The organism is Ahrensia sp. 13_GOM-1096m (genome assembly GCF_000620605.1).
Taxonomy (GTDB): Bacteria; Pseudomonadota; Alphaproteobacteria; order Rhizobiales; family Rhizobiaceae; genus Ahrensia; species Ahrensia kielensis.
In genome coordinates, this window is record NZ_JIAX01000011.1 from 1 (window position 1) to 22,940 (window position 22,940).

23 protein-coding genes are annotated in these 22,940 nt (G+C 49.0%); 12 read left to right on the forward strand and 11 right to left on the reverse strand.

The features are described 5' to 3' along the window. The 3 genes from ftsY to N530_RS0107780 all read left to right on the forward strand — a co-directional run. The coding region (ftsY, locus tag N530_RS0107770; RefSeq protein WP_026480239.1) for a signal recognition particle-docking protein FtsY at positions 1-1,274 on the forward strand (1,274 nt) is incomplete at its 5' end. Continuing rightward, a complete protein-coding gene (locus tag N530_RS0107775) occupies positions 1,275-1,928 on the forward strand; it encodes a septation protein A (protein ID WP_026480240.1) in 654 nt (217 codons plus the stop codon). Continuing rightward, complete coding sequence (locus N530_RS0107780; protein WP_035266697.1) at positions 1,928-3,058, forward strand: DUF4147 domain-containing protein; 1,131 nt, start codon at positions 1,928-1,930, stop codon at positions 3,056-3,058. The genes N530_RS0107775 and N530_RS0107780 overlap by 1 nt, the downstream gene beginning before the upstream one ends. Before the next feature lie 27 nt (positions 3,059-3,085). Here the strand turns inward: N530_RS0107780 and N530_RS0107785 are convergent, their stop codons facing one another. The 8 genes from N530_RS0107785 to ccmA form a co-directional block, all read right to left on the reverse strand. Then, positions 3,086-3,679, reverse strand: a complete 594-nt coding sequence (locus N530_RS0107785; RefSeq protein ID WP_026480242.1) for a DsbE family thiol:disulfide interchange protein — start codon at positions 3,677-3,679, stop codon at positions 3,086-3,088. A gap of 9 nt (positions 3,680-3,688) precedes the next feature. Beyond that, a complete protein-coding gene (gene ccmD / locus N530_RS18845; RefSeq protein ID WP_018689871.1) occupies positions 3,689-3,853 on the reverse strand; it encodes a heme exporter protein CcmD in 165 nt (54 codons plus the stop codon). 2 nt (positions 3,854-3,855) lie between these two features. Then, entirely contained in the window at positions 3,856-4,641 is a 786-nt protein-coding gene (locus tag N530_RS17660) for a heme ABC transporter permease (protein ID WP_035266699.1), read from the reverse strand. 183 nt (positions 4,642-4,824) lie between these two features. Then, entirely contained in the window at positions 4,825-5,859 is a 1,035-nt protein-coding gene (locus tag N530_RS0107800) for a glycine betaine/L-proline ABC transporter ATP-binding protein (protein WP_026480243.1), read from the reverse strand. Between the two features lie 4 nt (positions 5,860-5,863). Beyond that, a complete protein-coding gene (locus tag N530_RS0107805; RefSeq protein ID WP_026480244.1) occupies positions 5,864-6,745 on the reverse strand; it encodes a proline/glycine betaine ABC transporter permease in 882 nt (293 codons plus the stop codon). A gap of 75 nt (positions 6,746-6,820) precedes the next feature. Next, complete coding sequence (locus N530_RS0107810) at positions 6,821-7,816, reverse strand: glycine betaine ABC transporter substrate-binding protein (protein WP_026480245.1); 996 nt, start codon at positions 7,814-7,816, stop codon at positions 6,821-6,823. Between the two features lie 212 nt (positions 7,817-8,028). Beyond that, a complete protein-coding gene (gene ccmB / locus N530_RS0107815; protein WP_026480246.1) occupies positions 8,029-8,694 on the reverse strand; it encodes a heme exporter protein CcmB in 666 nt (221 codons plus the stop codon). Continuing rightward, the gene (ccmA, locus tag N530_RS0107820) at positions 8,691-9,287 is read right to left on the reverse strand and encodes a heme ABC exporter ATP-binding protein CcmA (RefSeq protein WP_026480247.1); all 597 of its coding nucleotides are present in this window, start codon (positions 9,285-9,287) and stop codon (positions 8,691-8,693) included. The genes ccmB and ccmA overlap by 4 nt, the downstream gene beginning before the upstream one ends. A gap of 192 nt (positions 9,288-9,479) precedes the next feature. On the opposite strand from ccmA, the gene acnA reads away from it, so the two are divergent. The 4 genes from acnA (at position 9,480) to N530_RS0107840 (ending at position 15,922) form a co-directional block, all read left to right on the forward strand. Beyond that, positions 9,480-12,170, forward strand: coding sequence for an aconitate hydratase AcnA (gene acnA, locus N530_RS0107825; RefSeq protein WP_026480248.1), 2,691 nt, complete (start codon positions 9,480-9,482; stop codon positions 12,168-12,170). Between the two features lie 261 nt (positions 12,171-12,431). Further along, the gene (locus tag N530_RS0107830) at positions 12,432-13,649 is read left to right on the forward strand and encodes a hypothetical protein (RefSeq protein ID WP_026480249.1); all 1,218 of its coding nucleotides are present in this window, start codon (positions 12,432-12,434) and stop codon (positions 13,647-13,649) included. A gap of 302 nt (positions 13,650-13,951) precedes the next feature. Further along, positions 13,952-14,983 (forward strand): RhuM family protein, encoded by a 1,032-nt coding sequence (gene rhuM / locus N530_RS0107835; protein WP_035266702.1) that lies wholly within the window; start codon positions 13,952-13,954, stop codon positions 14,981-14,983. Between the two features lie 291 nt (positions 14,984-15,274). Continuing rightward, entirely contained in the window at positions 15,275-15,922 is a 648-nt protein-coding gene (locus N530_RS0107840) for a hypothetical protein (RefSeq protein ID WP_026480251.1), read from the forward strand. An 11-nt stretch (positions 15,923-15,933) separates the two neighbouring features. Here the strand turns inward: N530_RS0107840 and N530_RS19405 are convergent, their stop codons facing one another. Further along, entirely contained in the window at positions 15,934-16,065 is a 132-nt protein-coding gene (locus tag N530_RS19405; RefSeq protein WP_018689860.1) for a hypothetical protein, read from the reverse strand. Here N530_RS19405 and N530_RS0107850 point away from each other — a divergent pair. Next, positions 16,064-16,369 carry a GNAT family N-acetyltransferase gene (locus N530_RS0107850; protein WP_026480252.1) on the forward strand — a complete coding sequence of 102 codons (306 nt, stop codon included), beginning with the start codon at positions 16,064-16,066 and terminating at the stop codon, positions 16,367-16,369. The two genes, N530_RS19405 and N530_RS0107850, sit on opposite strands and share 2 nt — an antisense overlap. Next, positions 16,370-17,305 (forward strand): pirin family protein, encoded by a 936-nt coding sequence (locus tag N530_RS0107855; protein ID WP_026480253.1) that lies wholly within the window; start codon positions 16,370-16,372, stop codon positions 17,303-17,305. On the opposite strand, the gene N530_RS0107860 is transcribed toward N530_RS0107855, so the two are convergent. Then, the gene (locus tag N530_RS0107860; protein ID WP_026480254.1) at positions 17,286-18,170 is read right to left on the reverse strand and encodes a hydrogen peroxide-inducible genes activator; all 885 of its coding nucleotides are present in this window, start codon (positions 18,168-18,170) and stop codon (positions 17,286-17,288) included. The genes N530_RS0107855 and N530_RS0107860 overlap by 20 nt on opposite strands. Positions 18,171-18,298: 128 nt before the next feature. Between N530_RS0107860 and katG the strand changes: the two genes are divergently transcribed. From katG to N530_RS0107875, 3 genes are all read left to right on the forward strand, one after another. Next, positions 18,299-20,479 (forward strand): catalase/peroxidase HPI, encoded by a 2,181-nt coding sequence (katG, locus tag N530_RS0107865; RefSeq protein ID WP_026480255.1) that lies wholly within the window; start codon positions 18,299-18,301, stop codon positions 20,477-20,479. 274 nt (positions 20,480-20,753) lie between these two features. Beyond that, positions 20,754-21,521 carry a thioredoxin family protein gene (locus tag N530_RS0107870; RefSeq protein ID WP_026480256.1) on the forward strand — a complete coding sequence of 256 codons (768 nt, stop codon included), beginning with the start codon at positions 20,754-20,756 and terminating at the stop codon, positions 21,519-21,521. 364 nt (positions 21,522-21,885) lie between these two features. Continuing rightward, positions 21,886-22,269 (forward strand): DUF2794 domain-containing protein, encoded by a 384-nt coding sequence (locus N530_RS0107875; RefSeq protein ID WP_035266704.1) that lies wholly within the window; start codon positions 21,886-21,888, stop codon positions 22,267-22,269. Between the two features lie 4 nt (positions 22,270-22,273). Here the strand turns inward: N530_RS0107875 and N530_RS0107880 are convergent, their stop codons facing one another. Beyond that, a complete protein-coding gene (locus N530_RS0107880; RefSeq protein WP_026480258.1) occupies positions 22,274-22,852 on the reverse strand; it encodes a GNAT family N-acetyltransferase in 579 nt (192 codons plus the stop codon). Positions 22,853-22,940: the final 88 nt, after the last annotated feature.

Genomic DNA, 22,940 nt, shown 5'->3' on the forward strand with positions numbered 1-22,940 from the left:
CAGAGCCAGAGCCAGAGCCAGAGCCAGAGCCAGAGCCAGAGCCAGAGCCAGAGCCAGAGCCAGAGAAAAATGACTCAAGCGTCAGCGCTGACAAGCCTGAAATCGCAAAAAGTGACAGCGCGCCCACAACCGATGTTGAGGCGGCGGTCGATGGTGTTTTCCAGCCAACGCCGGAAACAGCACCAGAACCTGTGCGCGAAGAAGAAACACCAGAGCCGTTAACAGACAGCCCTGAGCCGATCATTGAAGAGCCGGTTTCAACTGAAACAACACGCACAAGTGTCACCATTGGCGATGTGAAACCTGCCCCCGCGCAGGCTGAACCGGAAGCGGAGAACAAGGGCTGGATCGCACGGCTAACATCAGGTCTGTCACGTTCATCAAAACAATTGACGGATTCCATTTCCGGCATTTTCACCAAGCGCAAGCTGGATGAAGACACGCTGCAAGATTTGGAAGATGTGCTCATTCAAGCCGACCTTGGCATTGAAACGGCAATGCGCATTACCGACACGCTTTCATCGGGTCGTTACGGCAAAGATGTGTCGACCGACGAAGTGCGCAAGATCATGGCCGCAGAAATCACCAATGTTCTTGGCCCCGTTGCCAAGTCGCTGGAGCTTGATCTTTCGCACAAACCGCATGTCATTTTGGTCGTCGGTGTCAATGGCACAGGCAAAACCACAACCATCGGCAAGCTGGCCGCAAAACTGCGCGCTGCAGGCCTTAAAGTAACACTTGGTGCAGGCGATACATTCCGCGCGGCCGCCATTGAGCAGCTTAAAATTTGGGCCGATAGAACAGGCAGCGAATTTGTTGGCACGAAACTTGGCGCAGATGCCGCAGGCCTTGCCTATGGCGCTTATGAAACGGCCCGCGACAACGGCTCTGATGTTGTCATCATCGACACGGCAGGCCGCCTGCAAAACAAAACAGAATTGATGGACGAGCTGGCCAAGATTGTGCGCGTGTTGCAAAAACATGATCCCGAGGCACCGCACACCGTATTGCAAACACTAGACGCAACGACAGGCCAGAACGCGCTTAACCAAGTGGATATTTTCCGCAATGTAGCGGGCGTCAACGGACTTGTCATGACCAAACTCGACGGCACAGCACGCGGCGGCATTCTGGTCGCCATTGCGGCCAAATTCAAATTACCGGTTTACTTCATTGGCGTTGGCGAAGGCGTTGATGATCTTGAACCATTTAGCGCCGATGATTTTGCATCCGCAATCGTTGGAACAGCCAACATAGAAGAAGAAGAAAAATAAATGAAAGAGCTTTCCGACAGTAAAAAAGAAGTCAATCCGGCCCTCAAACTCGCTTTGGAAATGGGCCCATTGATCGTGTTTTTCATCGCGAATAATCGCGGCGAAAAATTAGCAGAAATGTTTCCTGCATTAGCAGAACTTGGCGGTCCATTATTTATCGCAACAGCATTCTTTATGCTTGCAACTGCAATTGCGCTTATCGCCTCTTGGGTTCTAACGCGCACATTGCCACTCATGCCCGTCGTATCGGGCGGTGTGATTTTTATCTTTGGCGCATTGACGCTTTATCTGCACGATGAAACCTTCATCAAACTCAAGCCAACAATCATCAATTCACTTTTCGGCATCACATTGCTTGGCGGCTTGGTGTTTAAAAAACCGCTTCTTAAATATGTGCTCGGTTCAGCTTTTGAATTGAACGAAAAAGGCTGGTTTCATTTGACCATTCGTTGGGCTTTGTTTTTCTTTGCCATGGCCATTGTCAACGAAATTGTATGGCGCGGTGCCAACTTTTATTATGGCGAAGGTAAAACAGCCGACGATTTCTGGGTTGCTTTCAAAGTCTGGGGCAATATTCCCATCACAGTCATCTTTATGGCATTTCAGTTCCCGCTGATTAATCGTCATAGCCTTGAAGAGCCGGACGCCCAATAATGACCAACAACCCTGCCGCAATTCTCGAAAATTTATGGTGGCAGGGTGTTAATGCCGTGCGCGGTTTCAGCGCGGTTTCCACAGCCCTTTCCAAGAGTAATATCAAAGCACCTGATTTGATTATCGCTGTCGGCAAAGCCGCTGGCGATATGGCGCTCGGCGCGCGCAGTCATTTCGACAGCTCAATCCAAACACTTGTCGTGACAAAATACGACCATATAAGCGAGGCGCTTGCAGCGCTTGATGATTGTGACATTATTGAATCCGCCCATCCTGTCCCCGATCAAAATTCACTGATTGGCGGGGCGCGCGTGCTTGAATGCGTAAAAAATATGCGCGCCGATCAAAGCCTCTTATTGCTCGTTTCAGGCGGTGCATCAGCACTGGTTGAAGTGCTGGAAGAAGGCCACACGCTTGAGAGCCTCAAAGCGCTTAATCAAGGCTTTCTGGCAGAAGGTTTGAGCATTGGCGAGATTAACGCCGAGCGCCGCAAAATCTCCCGTATTAAAGGCGGGCGCTTGCTTGATGCCTTTAATGGCAAATCGGCCCATGTGATTGCCATCTCCGATGTTGAAGGCGACAGCATCAATGTTATCGCGTCCGGTATCGGCGCTTATAATGGCGATGACAATCGCGTTCAGATTGAAATCGCAGCCTCAAATGCGGTTGCGCGACAAGTGATTGAAAGCGCAGCACAAGGCAAAAAACTTAACATATGTCTGAACGAGGAATGTCTTTACGGACGCACCGACGACATTGCGACAAGCCTTTTTGATAAAATCAAAAACGGTCCTGCTGGGCTTTATATTTTTGGCGGGGAGCCGACCGTTGAACTGCCAGAAAATCCAGGACGCGGCGGGCGCAATCAGCACTTAGCGCTTCTGCTCGCTGGCAAAATCAAAACGCGCGATGATCTGCATATTCTGGTCGCTGGCACAGACGGCACCGATGGTCCAACCGATGAGGCTGGCGCAATCATTGACGGGGCAACGGTCAAAGACACGGCGCAGACCGCCAAATATCTGACCGCTGCCGATGCAGGCACTTATCTGAACGAGCGCGGTGCACTTTTAACAACTGGACCAACCGGCACCAATGTAATGGATATTGTGCTGGTGCTAAAAACTTAAAAAGCATTTGCAAGAAAAGCGATCTCTTTAACCAGTCGGCGCTAACTTATCAATTTCAGGCATCAGCTGTTTTTCAATAATTTCTGGGTTCAGCGGGCCGGCAAATTTGAACTTAATCTTGCCATCCGGCCCCACAAGAAATGTCTCCGGCACACCGTAAACACCCCAATCTATCGCCCCGCGGCCATTATTGTCCACGCCCACAGCATCATAGGGATTGCCGTAATTACCAAGAAATCCCAGCGCGTTTGCCGTCTTGTCTTTGTAGTTGAGACCTATCAATTGCACACGCGGATCTTGTGACAATTTCGTCAAATAAGGATGTTCTTCGCGGCACGGCGCGCACCATGATGCCCATACATTGACCAGCGTAATATTGCCCGCAAAGGCGGCCGGATCGAGGCCCGCAAGCGCAGTGCCATTTGTGTCTATGAGCCCCTCAAGCGGCGGCAAAACAATCTGCGGTGCATCACGTCCCAGCAGCGCAGAAGGAAGGGCCGAAGCATCGCGCCCTTCTTGCGTCAGCATCAGCGCAAAAACACCGACCAACACAAAAAATGCAAGTGCTGGCACATAAACGAACCAAGCTGCGCGCGGCTTCTTTTCAACTCTATTGCTCAAAACTCACGCCTAATCATCTTGTGTTTGTGAACGCCTGCGCACGCCCATTTCCTCTAACCGCGCCAATTCCTTGACCGTAATATTGCGGTCAATCCATAACCATGCCAGCAGCACGGCCATGATAAGAGCGCCAAGCCCATAGCTGGCATAAACAAATATTTCATGCTCAGACATTTTTATCCCTCAAGAACCGCTGTCGTTGGTGCCGATGATTTTCCGCGCGCGCCTGCTTTGCGCAAACTGGCCGCACGGCGACGGCGTATTTCATTGCGCATCGCCATCATATGCATGGCCAAAAACAAAAACGTAAAACCAATGGCAACAACAAGCAGCGGCCATAGCATCGACGCATGAATCGTCGGCCCATCAAGGCGCATAACGGATGCAGGCTGATGCAGCGTATTCCAAAAATCGACAGAAAACTTGATGATCGGAATATTGATATAGCCAACCAAAACGAGAATCGCGACAGGCCGCGCCGACCGTGCAGGATCTTCCATCGCGCGCTGCAACGCCATAATGCCAAGATACATTAGCAAGAGCACGAACACCGAGGTCAACCGTGCATCCCAAACCCAATAGGTGCCCCACATCGGACGGCCCCACAGCGAACCAGTCACCAGACATAAAAGCGTGAACGCTGCGCCAATGGGCGCTGCTGCACGTATCGACACATCCGCCAGCGGGTGCCGCCATACCAATACGCCGAGCGCCGACAGCGCCATCACCGTATAGGAGAACATCGCAAACCACGCTGCAGGCACATGAATATACATGATGCGCACGGTGATGCCCTGCTGGTAATCTTCCGGTGCTTGCCACCCAAGATAAAGCCCAATGGCAACAAACAATGCGGCCAAAAGAGATAGCCAAGGCAATAGTGTGCCTGACAAGGTCATAAATCGGGTGGGATTAGCCAATGCTGCTAACATGCCCACTTTCTTTATGTCTTTTTTGCTCATGACAATCTCTCAATTTCAGTCATTTTATCGCTGATGCTTTAACGTTGCAATTGAGGCACAATGATGCAGCCCAATTGCCCATTTTAGCAGACTTCACCTATTGCACGAATATGCGACCAAAAAACAAGCGCCGCCCTCAAAATTGAAGACGGCGCTCGCATGAATTTCGAAATGCGGTTTAAGCTAAACTGTGCTTTCAACTTCCACTTTTTCAACCATTGAATTGACAATATCATCAAGGGTAATCGAGCCGATCACCTTGCCCGACGCGTCCGTAATCTGAGCGTTGACAACATCAGCTTCTTGCATCTGGCGCGCCGCATCATCCAGTCTGGTGTCTCGTTTCAGTTTGAGCGTGCCAGCATTTGTCATATCGTCAGACATCAATGAATCAATACGCAGCACCCGCGCACGATTAATGTCTTTGACAAAATCTTTGATGTAATCATCCGCAGGGTGCAAAATAATATCCTGCGCATTGCCCTTTTGAATGATCCCGCCATCGCGCAAAATACAGATATTATCGCCAATACGCAGTGCTTCATCCAAATCGTGGGTGATAAACACAATGGTCTTTTTAAGCTCGGATTGCAGCTCAAGCAGCACATCTTGCATGTCGGTTCTGATCAGCGGATCGAGCGCCGAAAAAGCTTCGTCCATCAGCAAAATTTCTGCGTCCGTTGCAAGCGCGCGCGCAAGCCCAACACGTTGCTGCATGCCGCCCGAAAGCTGTGAGGGATAATTATCCTCAAAGCCGCTAAGCCCTACACGGTCAATCCACTTTTTTGAGCGCGCATGGCGTTCCGACGACGAAATGCCCTGCACTTCCAAACCATATTCAACATTGGATTGAACGGTGCGGTGCGGCAGCAATGCAAATTTTTGAAACACCATCGATGTTTTATGAGCGCGGAATTTACGCAAATCACTGCGCGACATGTCAAGCACATCCACACCATCAACAATCACTTCGCCAGCGGTTGGCTCAATCAATCGGTTGATATGGCGAATAAGCGTGGATTTACCCGAGCCGGATAAACCCATTACCACCTGAATACCGCCTTCGCGCATATCAATATTAATGTCTTGCAGGCCCAAAACATGGCTATGCTGGTCCTGTAATTCGGTTTTGCCCATACCGTTTTTAACAAGATCGAGCGCCATTGCAGGATCTTCGCCAAAAATTTTGTAGAGGTTTTTAATCTGAATGCCACTCATCGGATCAATGCCCCTTTTCACGGTGTGATTGCAGTCGTTGGCCATAGGCCTGCGATGCACGGTCGATAATGATTGCGAGTATGACGATTGCCATACCGGCAGAAACACCCATGAATAGGAATTGGTTATTGATCGCTTTGAGAACCGGTTGCCCAAGCCCTGGTGCACCAACAAGCGCAGCCACAACAACCATTGCCAATGCCATCATAATGGTCTGGTTTACACCAGCCATAATCGTTGGCAGCGCCAGTGGTATTTGCACATTGGTCAGCCGCTTCCAGCTTGTTGAGCCAAACGCATCGGCCGCCTCAAGCACTTCCTTATCAACCAAGCGAATACCCAGATTGGTCAGGCGTATGATCGGCGGGATAGCGTAGATAATAACCGCGATGATGCCGGGAAGTTTGCCAATGCCAAACAACATAATCACAGGGATCAGATAAACAAAGCTCGGCATTGTTTGCATCACATCAAGAACCGGATTCATAATTGTTTGAACGCGGTCTGACTTCGCCATAGCGATGCCCAGAGGAATACCCAAAAGAACAGAACCAAGAGTTGCCGTGGAAATCATTGCGAGTGTTTTCATCGCATCTTCCCACATACCGAAATAGCCGATGAGCGCCATCCCAACAAATGTGCCCAAAGTGAGCCAAGGGCGGCGGCTGGCAAAATAGACAATGCCGCACAAACCGATCAGAACAAACGGCCAAGGCGTATCCAGCAGCAAGTTTTCAAAATGTTTTAAAAACCATTCAACGGGATAAAGCGCGTTTTCGATGGACTCGCCATATGCGCGTGTAAACTCACGAAACCCTCCGTCAATTGCTTTACGCAGGTCGCGCAGTTGCTCTCGCTCCATTTCTGGAAACTCAGTCCATTCCATATTTTAGCCCTTGGTTATGTTAATACATACGAAAACGGCGCGAAATATATCTCGCGCCGTTATTATTAAAGGTTGTTAGCCCTTGATCTTGGCGGCCACTTCTGGGCTCACCCATTTTGACCAAAGCTCTTCATAATTTTCGATGAAGTGAATAGCACCATCTTCGTTGGTGCCCTGCTCATCTGTCATCCAAGCAAGAACTTTGCCCACTGTGGTGTTGTCCCACTGGCGTGCTTTAAGGTAATCCATTGCAACTGCATTTTCTTCAGAAAATTCTTTTGTCACAATAGTGAAAACGTCCGAACGGCGCCATTCATTTGGCTTAGGGTCCGCACAATCATCTTTCACAATACATGTGTCCCAAGCTTCTGCATCGTGCTCAACTTCACGGTCCAGCATAACCATCTCGTATTTACCAAGAATAGCCGTTGGTGCCCAGTAATAGCCAAGCCAACCTTCTTCACGGGCAAATGCTTTAGCAATTGAACCGTCAAGACCGGCAGCTGAACCTGGATCAACAACTTCAAAGCCTTTTTCTTCAGCATTGCGGGCTTTCGCCATGTTGTTTGTGATCGGCTGACATGCCCAACCTGATGGACATGTAAAGATCGCGCCCTTGTCGTCATCTTCGCCGCCAGGGAAAAGCTCAGGATGCGCAAGCGCGTCCTCAACAGTTTTGATGTTGTTAGCTTCAGCGATTGTTTTTGGAATCCACCAGCCTTCAACACCGCCTTCACTCAAAATTTCAGCAGCGATAACGAGCTTGTCTTCTTCAACAGCATTGTCGAGTGCAATCTTAACCGCGTTTACCCATAGTTCCGGCGCAATGTCTGGTTCACCTTTTTCGGTCATAGACGTAAAAGTTGGCATTGTATCACCAGCAACCAACTCGACGTTACAGCCATAGCCTTTTTCAAGAATGAGTTTGTCGACCTGTGCGGCAACACCAGCAGATGCCCAATTCATCTCCGCGATTGAAACATCACCGCATTGTCCGTCAGCGGCGTGCGCTGTGCCCGAAAATGCGACGAATGCGACACCTGCGAGAAGTGGCAAAAGTGCTTTTTTCATTTCAAGAATTCTCCCAATAAAATTTTGATACCGGTTGATCCGGCAATCTTCTGATACCTACTAGGATAGGGACTGAGGGAGCAGAGTCAAATTTTCACGCGTAAAAATTGTACAAAAAGTCAAATTTCTTACATCACAACGGCAAATATAACCTATTGAGAATGCAGCTATTTTGTTCAAAAACGGTCAAAAACTGACAAGCTAACCTTACGTTAATCGCCGGCATTTTTAAGCGCGTAACCTGCAGCCAATGGGCCAAGAACAGCAAAGAATAAAGTTAGCGCTGCCAGCAAAAACAAGGGCGCTTTAAACGGCGCACCATCAACCACAGCACCAAAAGTTGCCATAACACCAAAAATCAAAACCGGTATCGCAAAGGGTAGAATCACAACGGATACCAGCAGGCCGCCGCGTGGCAACGAGACCGCAATCGCCGCCCCCACAGCACCAATAAATGTAATCGCAGGTGTGCCAATCAACAAGGTTAAAACCGTTGCGCCAATGGCCGCGCCGTCCATGTTTAACAACAATCCAAGCAGCGGCGTAATAATAACCAATGGCAGGCCTGTCGTGACCCAATGCGCCACACATTTGGTAAACACAACCAGCGACAAAGATGTCGTGTGCCGATTGAGTATCATTAAATCGAGTGAACCGTCTTCGCGGTCAATTTGAAACAAGCGCTCCAGCCCCAAAAGCGAAGCAAGCAACGCGCCAGTCCACAAAATAGCAGGACCAATTTTTGCCAGTAAATTTAAATCCGGCCCCATGGCAAACGGTGTCACCGCTGCCACAGCCAGATAAAACAATATGCCGATCAGTGCCCCGCCGCCTGCGCGCAGTCCAAGTTTTATATCGCGTATGAGAAGCGCCGTCATTGCGCTGCCTCGGCAAAGCGTAAATTCTTCATCGCATCAACGCCCAAGGACAAATGCGTTGCCGCAATCACCATGCCGCCTGTTCGAAGATGCCGCACGATCAAACGCGTGAACATATGTTCCGATGCGCGATCAAGCCCCGTGGTTGGCTCATCAAGCAACCAAATATAGCGCGGCGAGACAAACAGGCGCGCAATCGCAACGCGGCGCTTTTGCCCCGTCGATAAATCCGAGAACGGCACATCGTGAACATGGCCAAGGCCCACTTCATCAAGCGCATCCAGCGTTGAACGCCCGCCGCCGCCACAAAAATCTTGCCAGAAGAGTAAATTTTCTTTGACCGTAAGATTAGGCTTCATGCCATTATTGGGGCCAAGATAATGGCTGTGCTCTGCAAGCTCACCATCTGAGACTTCCACAAAACCTTCGCTTGGCGGCAAAAATCCGGCCAATACCCGAAGCAGCGTTGATTTACCTGCGCCATTGGGACCTGTAATCGTCATGCCTTCGCCAGCACGCAGCGAAAAGCTAACACCTTCAAAGATGCGCGTATCGCCTCTATTGGCCGCTAAATTTTCCGCAATGAGCTGCATTAGGGACGCGTGGATACCTCTATTTCGCCGAGCAATGCCATAGTTTTAATCAAACTTGCAATGCAAACGTAATTTTGACTTTAGAATAGCTTTAAATTTACAACGATTACGCTTATGCAGTGCAGCATAGTGACTGAATTAAGCGCCGCTGCTACCAACGAGCAACGCGCAACAATCGAAGGGAAAAGAGCCATGTCAAAGATCGACAGCTTTAAATGCCGCAAAACAATGACGGTCGCGGGCAAAGAATTCACCTATTACAGCCTTGCAGAAGCCGAGAAAAACGGCCTGACTGGCATTTCAAAATTGCCTTTCTCCATGAAAGTGCTGCTTGAAAATCTTCTTCGCAATGAAGATGATCGCTCTGTCACCAAAAAAGACATCGAAGCCGTTGCCAGCTGGTTGCAAAACAAAGGCACCGAAGGCTACGAAATCGCCTACCGTCCGGCCCGCGTTTTGATGCAGGATTTCACCGGCGTTCCAGCCGTTGTTGATTTGGCTGCGATGCGCGATGCGATGGTTTCTCTTGGCGGCGACGCTCAGAAGATTAACCCGCTTGTGCCTGTTGACCTTGTGATCGACCACTCGGTGATCGTTGATGAATTTGGCAACCCGAACGCATTTGCGCGCAATGTTGAACTTGAATATCAGCGTAACGCAGAGCGCTACCGCTTCCTTAAATGGGGCCAGAACGCCTTTAACAACTTCCGCGTTGTGCCCCCTGGCACAGGTATCTGCCACCAGGTAAACCTTGAATATCTTGGCCAGTGCGTTTGGACCAAAGAAGATTCAGGCGAAACTGTTGCTTACCCAGACACATGTGTTGGTACAGACAGCCACACAACCATGATTAACGGCCTTGGCGTTCTTGGTTGGGGCGTTGGCGGTATCGAAGCTGAAGCTGCAATGCTCGGCCAGCCGATCTCTATGTTGTTGCCAGAAGTTATTGGCTTCAAACTTACCGGCAAAATGAAAGAAGGCGTCACAGCAACCGACCTTGTGCTCACCGTTGTTCAGATGCTGCGCCAGAAAGGCGTTGTTGGTAAATTCGTTGAGTTCTACGGCGAAGGTCTTGACCATTTAACGCTCGCAGATGCGGCAACCATCGGCAATATGGGCCCAGAATATGGCGCAACATGCGGCTTCTTCCCAATTGATGATGAAACGCTTAACTACCTCAACATCACTGGCCGCGACAAAGATCGCATTGAACTTGTTGAAGCTTATGCAAAAGAACAAGGCATGTTCCGCAACGCCGGTTCTGAAGACCCAATCTTCACCGACACACTTGAACTTGATCTAAGCTCTGTTGTGCCATCAATGGCGGGTCCAAAACGTCCTGAAGGCCGTATCCCGCTTGAGAACGTTGGCGCTGGCTACAATGATTCATTCGTGAGCGAATACAAAAAAGACAAAGCTGAACTCGACAAGCGCTATGCGGTTGAAGGTGAAGATTTTGACCTTGGCAATGGTGATGTTGCAATCGCAGCGATCACATCATGTACCAACACATCAAACCCATCGGTTTTGATCGGTGCTGGCCTTTTGGCACGCAACGCCAACAAGCTTGGCATCAAGCAAAAACCTTGGGTTAAAACATCGCTTGCACCTGGCTCACAGGTTGTGGCTGAATATCTTGAAAATTCTGGCCTGCAAAAAGAACTCGACCAAATCGGTTTCAACCTTGTTGGTTTTGGCTGTACGACATGTATCGGTAACTCCGGTCCACTGAATGCGCCAATTTCTAAAACAATCAACGAAAAAGGCCTCATCGCAGCGGGTGTGCTTTCTGGCAACCGTAACTTTGAAGGCCGTATTTCACCGGACGTTCAAGCCAACTATCTGGCTTCACCGCCATTGGTTGTTGCCTACGCGCTGGCTGGTACGGTTAAAATTGACCTGACAAATGAGCCAATCGGTCAGGACAAAGACGGCAATGATGTGTTCTTGAAAGACATCTGGCCTACCAACAAAGAAATCCAAGAATTCATCCAGAAATATGTCACACGCGAAATCTTCGCAGCGAAATATGCAGATGTGTTCAAGGGCGACGAGAACTGGCAGGGCGTGTCCATTCCAGAAGGCGAAACCTATGCATGGGAAGACGGTTCTACCTATGTGCAGAACCCACCATATTTCGTCGGCATGTCAAAATCAGCAGGCACAATCGGCGATATTAAAGGCGCGCGGATCATGGGTCTGTTTGGCGATAAAATCACCACCGACCACATCTCGCCTGCGGGCGCGATTAAAGCCCAGTCTCCAGCTGGTGCTTACCTCATGGACAATGGCGTTGGCGTGATGGACTTTAACCAATACGGCACACGCCGCGGCAACCATGAAGTGATGATGCGCGGCACATTCGCCAATATCCGCATCCGCAACCACATGCTCGGCGCAAACGGCAAAGAGGGTGGCTTCACCATCCACTACCCGTCAAAAGAAGAAATGCCGATCTATGATGCGGCCATGAAATACCGTGAAGAAGGCGTGCCACTGGTTGTGTTCGCTGGCGGAGAATATGGTAACGGCTCATCGCGTGACTGGGCGGCCAAAGGCACAAACCTTCTGGGCGTGAAAGCTGTGATCGCAGAAAGCTATGAGCGTATCCACCGTTCAAACCTTGTTGGCATGGGCGTTGTTCCATTCGTGTTTGAAGAAGGCACATCATGGAAAACGCTTGATCTTGAAGGCGACGAAATGGTTTCAATCGAAGGCTTGGCCGACGTTAAACCACGCCAGAAAGTAACCGCGAAAGTCACCCGCGCAGACGGCACTACTTTTGACCTGCCGCTTGTGTGCCGTGTCGATACTGCCGACGAAATCGATTACTTGAAAAACGGCGGCATTTTGCAAACCGTTCTTCGCGATTTAGCGGCCTAAAACACTCACTTCCCTCTCCCGCTTGCGGGAGAGGGATGCGAAGCTTCATCCGCATCGCGGATGCTAGTTGCAGCTGGGTGAGGGGTAGCCTTCACTACAAAATCCAAAACCCGCCTTACAGAAATGTGAGGCGGGTTTTTACATGCGCCCTTCCTCCCACTTTCAAGGGACAGGGTGGGGGTTATTCAAACAATAGCTCTAATTATATTATTGTCTTCATTCCCTCCCAATGCTTAAATTAAAGAGTTGAGGGGAAATCATATGGCAAACAGTTCTTGGGTAAATCCGTTGTCGGACAAGCAATGGATTAAAATATCTAGAGAAATTTTACGCAAATTTCCGGAGTTGGAAATTAGATTTTCTGATAGTTTTCAAAACTATGATCTTTCAGATGTCACACATGAATCGGCTATTCAGGAATTTGAAAAATCCCAAGGTTTTGCTTTGGCAAGTTTGACAATCAGTTTGGATTCTTTCTCGGCTACACTTCAAAGAAACCACAATTCAATAACACCACTCAATAAGTTAGATTATCACCACAATTCGCAAGGTGCAACGAATTGGGATTTAATGCGCCAAGTGCAAATTGAAATTTCAAAACGCTTTGGAATGCCGCCATCGAAAGCAAATGAAAGTGTATCTGATTTTGACCCAATAAGCCACTTTGCTCAAATGGAAGCCGCTCTAGCTGGTTCTGTTGATAAGTTCAACGAACTACAATCGAGCTTTCAAACGAAAAACGAAGAACTACGCGAGTCTCATCAACAAACTATTGAAACTCTACGTACAGAAGTTGAGGAAAAGAAAAAGCAATTCGAAGCTGAAGTTGATCAACAACGTAAAGAGTTAGAAAAAGCTAAAAAAGCACTAGACGATAGATCAAATACACATGCACGAAGAGAAATTCGTCAAGACATTAAGGCTGACATAGATAACGCCCTTAAAAAGAGCCTATTTTCTAAATCGACAGTTGGCCAGCGGACTCCGGTTCGTATGGCTTTCTTCGTTGGCATAGGTTTTTTAATGTTGCTGTCAGCTGTTTCAATAATGCCAACGATTGGAGTCGGCTCGCTAAGCGGCACTGATTTATGGCTAGCGTATGCAAAATCTACAGTGACTGGCTTTGCAGCGCTGGCGTTTCTAGCCTTTTATATACGATGGGAAACTTCTTGGACTCATATTCAGGGCGAGTACGAAAAAGCATTAGCAACAACGCGCATTGATATCGATAGAGCGAGCTGGGTAACAGAAACTGTGCTTGAATGGCAAAAAGAATCCCCTGAAAAAGATATACCTGTTGCTCTGTTAGATAGCTTTACTCGTAGATTGTTTGATTGGGATGCACGTGCGGAAGAAGGCCAATCAAATGCAGATGATCTTGCATCTGCAATTCTCGGCTCTGCCGCCCGTGTTAAAATAGGTCCCGATGGTGCAGCTGTGGAATTAGATCATAAAGGTGTCAAGAAGCTACAAAAGTAATAGCATATAGAAGGCGTAGCTTGCATAGCGACCTTCACGGAATGGATCCTAGGCTCAAGGCCTAGGATGACGGAGGGTGGGCCACCTTTCCCTCTCCCGCTTGCGGGAGAGGGATGCGAAACTTCATCCGCATCGCGGATGTTAGTTGCAGCTGGGTGAGGGGAACTTTCGCCACACATTCAAAATGTAGATTTCTATCAAGACTCTCTTACGTCAACTCACTCGAGAACAAAGAGAGAACTTAAGCCTTGGCATAAACGGAGATTTGTTTTAGGATTTTATTTTTATCTGAGATATTATCGATGCCCAACCGAGATCCTGATCAAATTCTAAGCAAGCTCACAAACAAGAATGATTTCGAGCAAGAACCCGTGCGTCTAACTGAAGATCATACGACCGGTGACCGTTTTCTTATTTACAGCACTGACAAAGGTGCTCAGGTTCAACTACGTTATGAAGGTAGTGGCCTTTGGATGACACAAGCTCAAATTGCGAACTTATTTGGTCGAGATATTTCTGTCGTTTCACGACATATTTCCAACGTACTGGATGATGGGGAACTCGATATAGAGGGCAATTTGCAAAAAATGCAATTTGCAAACTCAACTAAGCCAGTAACACTTTACAGCTTAGATATGGTAATTTCAGTTGGCTACAGAGTAGCAAGTGGCCAAGCAACATTATTTAGAAAATGGGCAACTCAAAAACTTGTTCAGTTCGCCACCAAAGGATTTGTTGTTGATGCCGAACGTTTAAAAGACCCTGACAATCACGACCACTTTAAAGAACTTCGCGAAATCATTCGCGATATTCGCGCTTCTGAAGCCAATGTTTACAAAGAGGTTCGTGCAATTTGCGCTCTTTGCAGCGACTATGAAATGTATGATGATAAAGCTAAAAATCAGTTTTTTGCGACCGTACAAAACAAGCTACATTACGCAGTTACATCAATGACGGGCGCTGAAATTCGTGTGAATCGTGCCGATCACCGAAAACCCAATATGGGTTTAACAACATGGAAAGGCGTAAAACCGCTCTCAAGTGACTGCAACACTGCCAAAAACTTTTTAGGTGAAGCTGAAATTAGAGACCTGAACCGTTTCACAAACATGCTTCTTGATTACTTTGAGCAAGAAACCGATTTGCAGCGTCTCGTTAAAATGTCCGATGCTGAAGCCGCATTGGACAAATTCATTAAAAATAACGAGCGCCCATTGCTCAATCATGCCGGTAAAATTTCCAAAAAAGTAGCCGACTCTCATGTAACATCTGAGTATAAAATATTCGCCGAAAACCGGCGTAAATTCCTAGATGCTGATGGCGGCGAGGAATAATTTCACCAACTTATCCACCGCCACACGCCCGACCCTAACTACTTATACAAAGCGCGCAAAACACGGCAGCTAGCCACCTTTCCTTCTCCCGCCCGCGGGAGAAGGTGGATACGAGTGATAACGAGTAGACGGATGAGGGGCCGCATCCAATTCCCCTCACCCAGCTGTGGCTAACGCGCAAATGCGCGAAGCCTCACATCCCTCTCCCGCCTGCGGGAGAGGAAAAAGCACGCCAACTTATCCACCCCCACTAACCCGCCCCCATAATACGTTCCAAACAATGAGGGTGGTATGAACTGGCAGGCGGCAATCAATCTTAATCGTGATGCATTGCTGCGTGTGCTTGGCACATTGCTCGCAATGACAACGCCGCACCTATCGCGCCAAAGCCGTAGTGCTATTTTGCGTGTGCTGCGTCCGGCAGAAAGCGCGGCGCGGCGGCTCATCGTTATTGCGGCAAGGCTTTATAAAGAGGCACCACGCAAACCAGCGCCAATTGCGCAGAGCAATAGGCTACCCAATTTTGCAGCGTTTAAGCCCACAGCTAAGACGCCACGCTTCAAACTGTTCGATCCGCGCAAGCGCTTGATCGAATTTCAAAAGCCAAAACAGACATCCAAATTCATGCCGCGCATCAGCGTGATTGGCGTGTCCACTCCTTTGTTTTATACAGCCAAACCACCGCGTGAATTGACCGCAAAACATCTGTGCCAGCGCCTTGCTGCACTGCAAGAAGCGCTGAACGATTTACCCAAACAGGCAAAGCGTTTGGCGCGGCAACTCGAAAAGCGAAAGACTGCCTCCGCTGGCCCAAGGCGCGTGCCGCCGCTGCGCCCAGGATTACCGCCCGGATATAGGTCAAACCCCGCTCATGAAGTCGATGCACTTCTAAAGGAGTGCCACAGACTTGCGCTTTATGCGCTGGAGCCACCGACATAGCGATCTCCTAGTTAAAGGCCGTTGAACGCCATCCAAATCATGGGCGGTGATCGCACAGGCATGTCTTGAAACACACTGTCTTCAAAACGCTCCATTGCCATAATCATTATGTTCGCTAATCTATTTTCAAGGAGACCAATCATGACATTTCATATCGACCTTGAAGAAACGACGAGCGGCGGACGTTACATTTACCGCGATGGCGATAATCCCGAAGCGGAAATGACATTTTCCAAAGCGGGCGAAAAATTGATGATCATTGACCACACCGGCGTGCCGGAATTTTATCGCGGTCAAGGCGTTGGCCTAAAACTGGTTGAACGCGCCATTGCCGATGTGCGCGCTGCGGGCAAGAAAATCATTCCGCTTTGCCCATTTGCCCATGCGCAGTTCAAACGTCATCCCGAATGGGAAGATGTTTGGTCGGGTCACAAAAAGGATAGTTAAATGAGCTGGAACCCAACAATCGAACCACACTGCCCCGATGCGTCGAGCATGGATTTAATCGAAACATTGATCGTGCCGCGTGCGCGCGATGTTGCGGGTTTTGAGGTACGCCGTGCATTGCCTTCGCCCAAACGCCAGATGGTCGGTCCATTTATCTTTTTCGATCAGATGGGGCCAGCAGAATTTCTAACCGATCAAGGCATTGATGTGCGCCCGCACCCGCATATCGGCTTGGCGACGGTGACATATCTTTATAAGGGTGAATTTCAGCACCGCGATTCTCTTGGTACCAATCAGATGATTTATCCAGGTGAAGTCAACTGGATGATTGCTGGCAATGGCGTCACGCATTCTGAGCGCACCAGCGCCAATACGCGCCAAGGGCCAAGCTCTTTGTTCGGTATTCAAACATGGGTGGCGCTGCCCGAAGAGGCCGAAGATACGGGCGCAGCGTTTGAACATCACGGCGCAGATGCTTTGCCGTTTTTAGAAGGCGAAGGCAAACAGGTGCGCCTGATTATCGGCGATGCTTACGGGCAAAAAGCACCCACCAAAACCTTCACCGAGATGTTTTATGCCGATGCGATTTTAGAGGCAGGCGCAGCGCTTCCCCTGCCCGACAATCATGAAGATCGCGGCATCTATGTCACACAAGGTTCTATTGATGTCGCGGGGGATAATTTCACTCAAGGCCAGATGATGGTGTTTCGCCCCGGCGATAAATTGAGCTTGACCGCAGGGCCAGCCGGTGCGCGTCTGATTTTGCTGGGCGGTGCAACGCTTGGCGGTCCGCGTCATATCTGGTGGAACTTTGTTGCCTCATCAAAAGAGAAAATCGACGACGCCAAAGCCTCTTGGGCAAAAGGCGATTGGCAACATGGCCGCTTTCAATTGCCACCCGATGATAATGAGGAGTTTATCCCGCTGCCCGTATGACCTCGCCGATTTGCATAAGTTGGTCGCTCAAGCGATTTGTTTTGCGCCAAACCATGCCAATCGTGCGGCTTGGTTCGGGCGCATCAAAATGATTGATCGACACCGATGCAGAACGGGTTTCAACGCGAACCGCCATTTCTGGAATAAGCGTCACACCAATACCGGCGCTGACCATTTGCACCAAGGTTGAGAGCGAACTACCATCGAGGCCATCACGCGGTTGTTCCGGTTTGATCGAACAAAATGAAAGCGCTTGCTCGCGGAAACAATGGCCTTCTTCTAAAAGCAGCAAGCGCATTTCAGCTAATTTTTCAATGTGAGGAATCGGCTTTCTTGCATCGCTTTGCGGCCGCACGAGAACAAATTTCTCTTCAAAAAGCGGCATCTCAAAAAGCGATTTTTCAGAGGCGGGCAATGCCACCAACGCAGCGTCCAGCCGTCCGTCATTAAGTTCATTGATCAGTTTTTGCGTTTGGGTTTCGCGCACATGAATATCAAGGCCGGGAAATTTATTTGTCAAACCCCGAATAACCGATGGTAACATGTAAGGCGCGATCGTTGGTATGACACCTAAACGAAGCCGTTCGAGCACACCGCCGCGTGCCGCGCGCGCCATATCACCAAGCTCATCAATGGAGCGCAAAATGGAACGGATGCGTATGACAAATTCTTCGCCAAACCGCGTTAAACGTATCGTTTTCGGACCCCGTTCAAACAGCGCAGCACCAACCGATTCTTCAAGCTCTTTAATTTGCATCGAAAGTGCAGGCTGCGAAATAGCGCAAGCATCCGCAGCGCGGCCAAAATGATTATGCCGCGCAAGTGCATCAAAGTAGCGGAGCTGTTTAAGGGTCAATCCGTTCATAAGCTAAACTTATCACCTCTATCAATTAATTCAACTTCGCCTAATGACATATTTCTGTTACGAAGCCCTATCACAAACAAACGATCATAAAGCGCAAGCAAGCGCCCACGAACACTGAGGAGTTCAACATGAACGATATGAGCAACGAGCCGGGAAAATGCCCCGTCGCACATGGTTCCAAGCAAACGCTGGCAACCGGTAATGCTGCCAATATGAGCTGGTGGCCAGATCAGTTGAACTTGAAAATTCTAAATCAGAATTCAGTTGAAATTGACCCAATGGGTGACGATTTTAACTATGCCGAAGAGTTCAAAAAGCTGGACCTTCAAGCGGTTAAAAAAGATCTCGCTGATCTGATGACTGATAGTCAGGATTGGTGGCCTGCCGATTATGGTCATTATGGCGGCTTGTTCATCCGCATGGCTTGGCACAGCGCAGGCACATACCGCACCTATGATGGTCGCGGTGGTTCATCGTCTGGCTCACAGCGCTTTGCACCGCTTAACTCTTGGCCTGATAATGGCAACCTTGATAAAGCGCGCCGCCTGCTATGGCCGATTAAACAAAAATACGGCAAGCAGATTTCTTGGGCTGACTTGATGATCCTGACCGGCAATGTCGCGATGGAAACGATGGGCTTTAAAACATTTGGCTTTGCTGGCGGCCGCGAAGATGTGTGGGAACCAGAAGAAGATATTTACTGGGGTCCAGAAACCGAATGGTTAGGCGACAAACGCTATAGCGGCGAACGCGAACTCGCCAACCCGCTCGGTGCAGTTCAAATGGGTTTGATCTATGTAAACCCTGAAGGCCCGAACGGCGTGCCTGATCCGCTAAAATCTGCATTTGATATTCGCGATACTTTCGCACGTATGGCGATGAATGATTATGAAACCGTAGCTCTTATTGCTGGTGGACATACATTCGGTAAAGGCCACGGCGCTGGCCCTGAAGAAAAAGTCGGCCGCGAGCCGGAAGGCGCTGGCATGGCAGCTCAAGGTTTTGGCTGGGCCAACAGCCATGGCACAGGCAAAGGCGGCGACACGACAACGGCCGGTTTTGAAGGCGCATGGACAACCAACCCAACAAAGTGGGACATGGGCTATTTTGATGCCCTTCTTGGCAATGAATGGGAACAGGTAAAAAGCCCTGCTGGCCATGTTCAATGGCAACCAACAGCAAGCTCTAATGCTGCGCAAGCACCCGCTGCCCATGATGCATCACGCACAGAACCGCTGATGATGACGACGGCTGATATGGCGCTCAAAATGGACCCTGAATACGCCAAAATCTCAAAACACTTCCATGAGAATCCGGCAGAATTTGCGGATGCTTATGCACGTGCATGGTTCAAACTCACACACCGCGATATGGGTCCAACAACACGTTATCTGGGCGAAGAAGTACCATCAGAAGTCTTGCTTTGGCAGGACCCTGTTCCAGCCCATGAAGGTCCAATGATTGGCGACAAAGAAATCGCTGAACTTAAACAAATGATTACAGCTTCTGGTTTGACCGTTGAGCAGCTGGTCTCAACAGCTTGGGCATCGGCTGCAACCTTCCGCGGTTCAGACCGCCGCGGCGGTGCTAATGGCGCACGTATTCGCCTTGAGCCGCACAAAAACTGGGATGTCAACAATCCAGCTGAACTATCAAAAGTGCTGGATGTTTACGAAGGCATCAAGAAAGATTTTAGCGGCAATGTTTCCATTGCAGATCTTATCATTCTTGGTGGTTCTGTCGGTATCGAAAAGGCAGCAGGTGGCAGCATTACTGTGCCATTTACACCGGGCCGCACTGACACAACGCAGGAACTGACAGACATTGATTCGTTCGATGTTATCGAACCTAAATATGACGGTTTCCGCAACTATAAGAACACGGCTGATCTACGCTCAACAGAAGCATTGCTGATCGACAGAGCACAATTGCTCACGCTCACAGTGCCTGAAATGACCGTTCTAGTCGGCGGTCTTCGTGCTCTTAATGCCAATGCGCATGGTTCAAAACATGGTGTGTTCACTGACAAGCCAGGCACATTGAGCAATGACTTTTTTGTCAATTTGCTCGACATGGCAACCGAGTGGAAATCAACCGACGATACAGAAGAATTGTTCGAAGGTCGTGACCGCAAAACCGGCGATGTCAAATGGACAGGCACACGCGCCGATCTTGTTTTTGGTTCAAACTCAATCCTGCGTTCAACAGCTGAAGTTTACGCAATGAGCGATGCAAAAGAAAAATTTGCCCGTGACTTCGTTGCAGCTTGGACAAAAGTGATGAACCTTGATCGCTTTGATCTGAACTAAACAAATTTAAGGCGGCATCTTTTGGTGCCGCCTTATCCAACACGGATTACTCCGTGGTAATGTTGAAATTTCTCAATTCGTCACTGCTTAACGTGTCTCTAGGCGCTCAAAATAAGACCATGTTGACGCATTCCAGTTGAGATATTTTGTGATCGAGCAGCAATCCATCACATATTAAGCTCTTCACTTTATCGCTCCTCACCGTAAAGTGAGTTTTCAGTGAGGTCATGACTATCTAGGCTGATATTCAATGAGAACGATGAAGGTAGCCAAGATGAAAATCACCCAATGGGCGCGTGTCGCGCTCTCAAGCGTCGCGTTTAGCCTCTGCTTGGGAACAACAGCGATAGCGCAAAACGTAGCCAAACTTACTGGCGTCGTTGAATTATTTACGAGCCAAGGTTGCTCATCTTGCCCACCAGCCGATGCCGCATTGGAAGAATTCATCGAGCGCGATGATGTTTTAGCGCTGTCTTACCATGTTGATTATTGGGATTATATTGGCTGGAAAGACACGCTTGCAACGCCGAAGAATACCGCGCGCCAATATGAGTATCGCAAAACATTTAATGCGCGCAGTGTTTATACGCCGCAAGCCGTCATCAATGGCCAGTCGCATGAAGTAGGCTCTCGCAGTGATTCTATTCGCGAGAAACTGGCGAGCGATACCGCTCAAGGAAATAGTCTTAGCGTACCTGTTTCAATCACGAAAAACGGCAATCGTATCACGGTCAAAGTTGGCGAAGGTTCAGTGCCAAAAGCCGCTGGTGTGAAACTCATGATGGTCTATTTCAAAACAGAAGCACCGGTAGATATTCAACAAGGCGAAAATGCTGGCAAAAACATCAACTATAAAAACTCAGTTATAGACACCGTAGTTTTAGGCATGTGGGACGGCATGTCGATGAGCATTGATATTCCAATCAATGAAATCAACGCCCATGATGCCGATGGCTGCGCGGTATTGCTTCAAGCGATCACGGATGAAAATTCGCCCGGTACAATTCTCGGCGCAGCAAAGTTGATGAAACAAAAATCATAATCAAAGTGGAATTTGCTGCCCTTTAGGCCGGTTCAATGTTGCTGGAAGGGGCTGGGGGCTAGAGAATCCCAACAATCGTAGAACCGGCCGTAGGCATCCGCTCGATTTCAAACGGTGCTAGGGTAACTAACACGCCCGATCGGGCTTGAATGGACCGCGTTAGCCCTCAAAGCATTGATTTTAAGTGCGGCACGCGCACGGCAGAAATACGGCGAGACTGTGACGACCGATCACGCTTCAACTGCAAATGTACGACTTTGTGAGCAAGCCGTTAAGCCGGAATTAAGGACTTATAATCTCAAGCGGCACAATATAGGGCGGCGCTTGCAAAGTTGGTAAATTCAAGCGACCATCGCACAAACCGATGGAGAAAATCATCAGCCAACAAAGCAATAGCGTCGACAATGTCGTATCGATTATAGATGCCCGCAAAAAAGACCAAAAGACTGAAGTAAAGTTCGACCGCCGTGAACTCGACCAGATTTTGCAGGTTTATTCTTTTATGGTGGCAGGCGGGGATTGGCGTGATTACGCCATTGATCATCTACAGGACAGAGCTGTATTTTCAGTGTTCAAACGAACCTCAGAAATGCCGCTCTTCCGGATTGAAAAAGACCCTAAGCGCGCCCAAAAACAAGGCGCTTACAGTGTTATTACAGCGGCAGGACAAGTCATTAAACGCGGTCATGATTTAAAGCAGGTGCTAAAGGTTTTCGATAAAGCGATCAAACTCGTTCAATCAGACTAGCGCTTTAAGGCTTGGTTTTTTGCCGATATAATGTGCCCGGATAAGCATCCAAATCAGGATCTGTGTCAGCACCCTCGCCGAGCGATAGCTGCATAAACACCGAATCAAGCCATTTTCCATGCTTAAAGCCCGTCGCAGGCATGATACCAATATGATTAAATCCAAGCTTTTCATGCAATCGAATTGAAGCGCGGTGCTCTACCCCGCCGCCAATAACGCCTACCATTTGGCGAAAGCCAAGTTGCGTGCAACGCGCGATCAACTCAGCCATTAATTTGCCGCCGATACCCTGACCTTGCGCCTTATCATCAATGTAGACCGAGTTTTCGATACACCAGCGAAATGCTGGCCTGCTTCTAAATGTGTTCGCATAGGCATAACCAAGAAGCGTATTATTGGCATCGACGCCGACGATATAAGGAAAGCCGACATCCTTAATGGCTTCCATCCGCATCAACATTTCGGCTTCGTCAGGCGGATCAAGTTCAAAACTCGCCGTGCCATGCAAAACAGCTTCGCGGTAAATAGCGGTGATTGTAGCAATATCCTCTGCAACGACATCACGGATTATTAGTTCAGACATAGCACACTCCAATAGGTACTCATCTGATACTCAAGAATCTTTAGCTGCGAAACAAAAAAGGCGGCCCGAAGACCGCCTTTTGAAAGTT

Bases quoted from the DNA above. Each gene is read 5' to 3' on its own strand.
- N530_RS0107775 (WP_026480240.1), top strand. From the start codon at position 1,275: ATGAAAGAGCTTTCCGACAGTAAAAAAGAAGTCAATCCGGCCCTCAAA.
- N530_RS0107780 (WP_035266697.1), top strand. From the start codon at position 1,928: ATGACCAACAACCCTGCCGCAATTCTCGAAAATTTATGGTGGCAGGGT.
- ccmD (WP_018689871.1), bottom strand. From the start codon at position 3,853: ATGTCTGAGCATGAAATATTTGTTTATGCCAGCTATGGGCTTGGCGCT.
- N530_RS17660 (WP_035266699.1), bottom strand. From the start codon at position 4,641: ATGAGCAAAAAAGACATAAAGAAAGTGGGCATGTTAGCAGCATTGGCT.
- N530_RS0107800 (WP_026480243.1), bottom strand. From the start codon at position 5,859: ATGAGTGGCATTCAGATTAAAAACCTCTACAAAATTTTTGGCGAAGAT.
- N530_RS0107805 (WP_026480244.1), bottom strand. From the start codon at position 6,745: ATGGAATGGACTGAGTTTCCAGAAATGGAGCGAGAGCAACTGCGCGAC.
- N530_RS0107810 (WP_026480245.1), bottom strand. From the start codon at position 7,816: ATGAAAAAAGCACTTTTGCCACTTCTCGCAGGTGTCGCATTCGTCGCA.
- ccmB (WP_026480246.1), bottom strand. From the start codon at position 8,694: ATGACGGCGCTTCTCATACGCGATATAAAACTTGGACTGCGCGCAGGC.
- ccmA (WP_026480247.1), bottom strand. From the start codon at position 9,287: ATGCAGCTCATTGCGGAAAATTTAGCGGCCAATAGAGGCGATACGCGC.
- acnA (WP_026480248.1), top strand. From the start codon at position 9,480: ATGTCAAAGATCGACAGCTTTAAATGCCGCAAAACAATGACGGTCGCG.
- N530_RS0107830 (WP_026480249.1), top strand. From the start codon at position 12,432: ATGGCAAACAGTTCTTGGGTAAATCCGTTGTCGGACAAGCAATGGATT.
- rhuM (WP_035266702.1), top strand. From the start codon at position 13,952: ATGCCCAACCGAGATCCTGATCAAATTCTAAGCAAGCTCACAAACAAG.
- N530_RS0107840 (WP_026480251.1), top strand. From the start codon at position 15,275: ATGAACTGGCAGGCGGCAATCAATCTTAATCGTGATGCATTGCTGCGT.
- N530_RS0107850 (WP_026480252.1), top strand. From the start codon at position 16,064: ATGACATTTCATATCGACCTTGAAGAAACGACGAGCGGCGGACGTTAC.
- N530_RS19405 (WP_018689860.1), bottom strand. From the start codon at position 16,065: ATGATTGGTCTCCTTGAAAATAGATTAGCGAACATAATGATTATGGCA.
- N530_RS0107855 (WP_026480253.1), top strand. From the start codon at position 16,370: ATGAGCTGGAACCCAACAATCGAACCACACTGCCCCGATGCGTCGAGC.
- N530_RS0107860 (WP_026480254.1), bottom strand. From the start codon at position 18,170: ATGAACGGATTGACCCTTAAACAGCTCCGCTACTTTGATGCACTTGCG.
- katG (WP_026480255.1), top strand. From the start codon at position 18,299: ATGAACGATATGAGCAACGAGCCGGGAAAATGCCCCGTCGCACATGGT.
- N530_RS0107870 (WP_026480256.1), top strand. From the start codon at position 20,754: ATGAAAATCACCCAATGGGCGCGTGTCGCGCTCTCAAGCGTCGCGTTT.
- N530_RS0107875 (WP_035266704.1), top strand. From the start codon at position 21,886: ATGGAGAAAATCATCAGCCAACAAAGCAATAGCGTCGACAATGTCGTA.
- N530_RS0107880 (WP_026480258.1), bottom strand. From the start codon at position 22,852: ATGTCTGAACTAATAATCCGTGATGTCGTTGCAGAGGATATTGCTACA.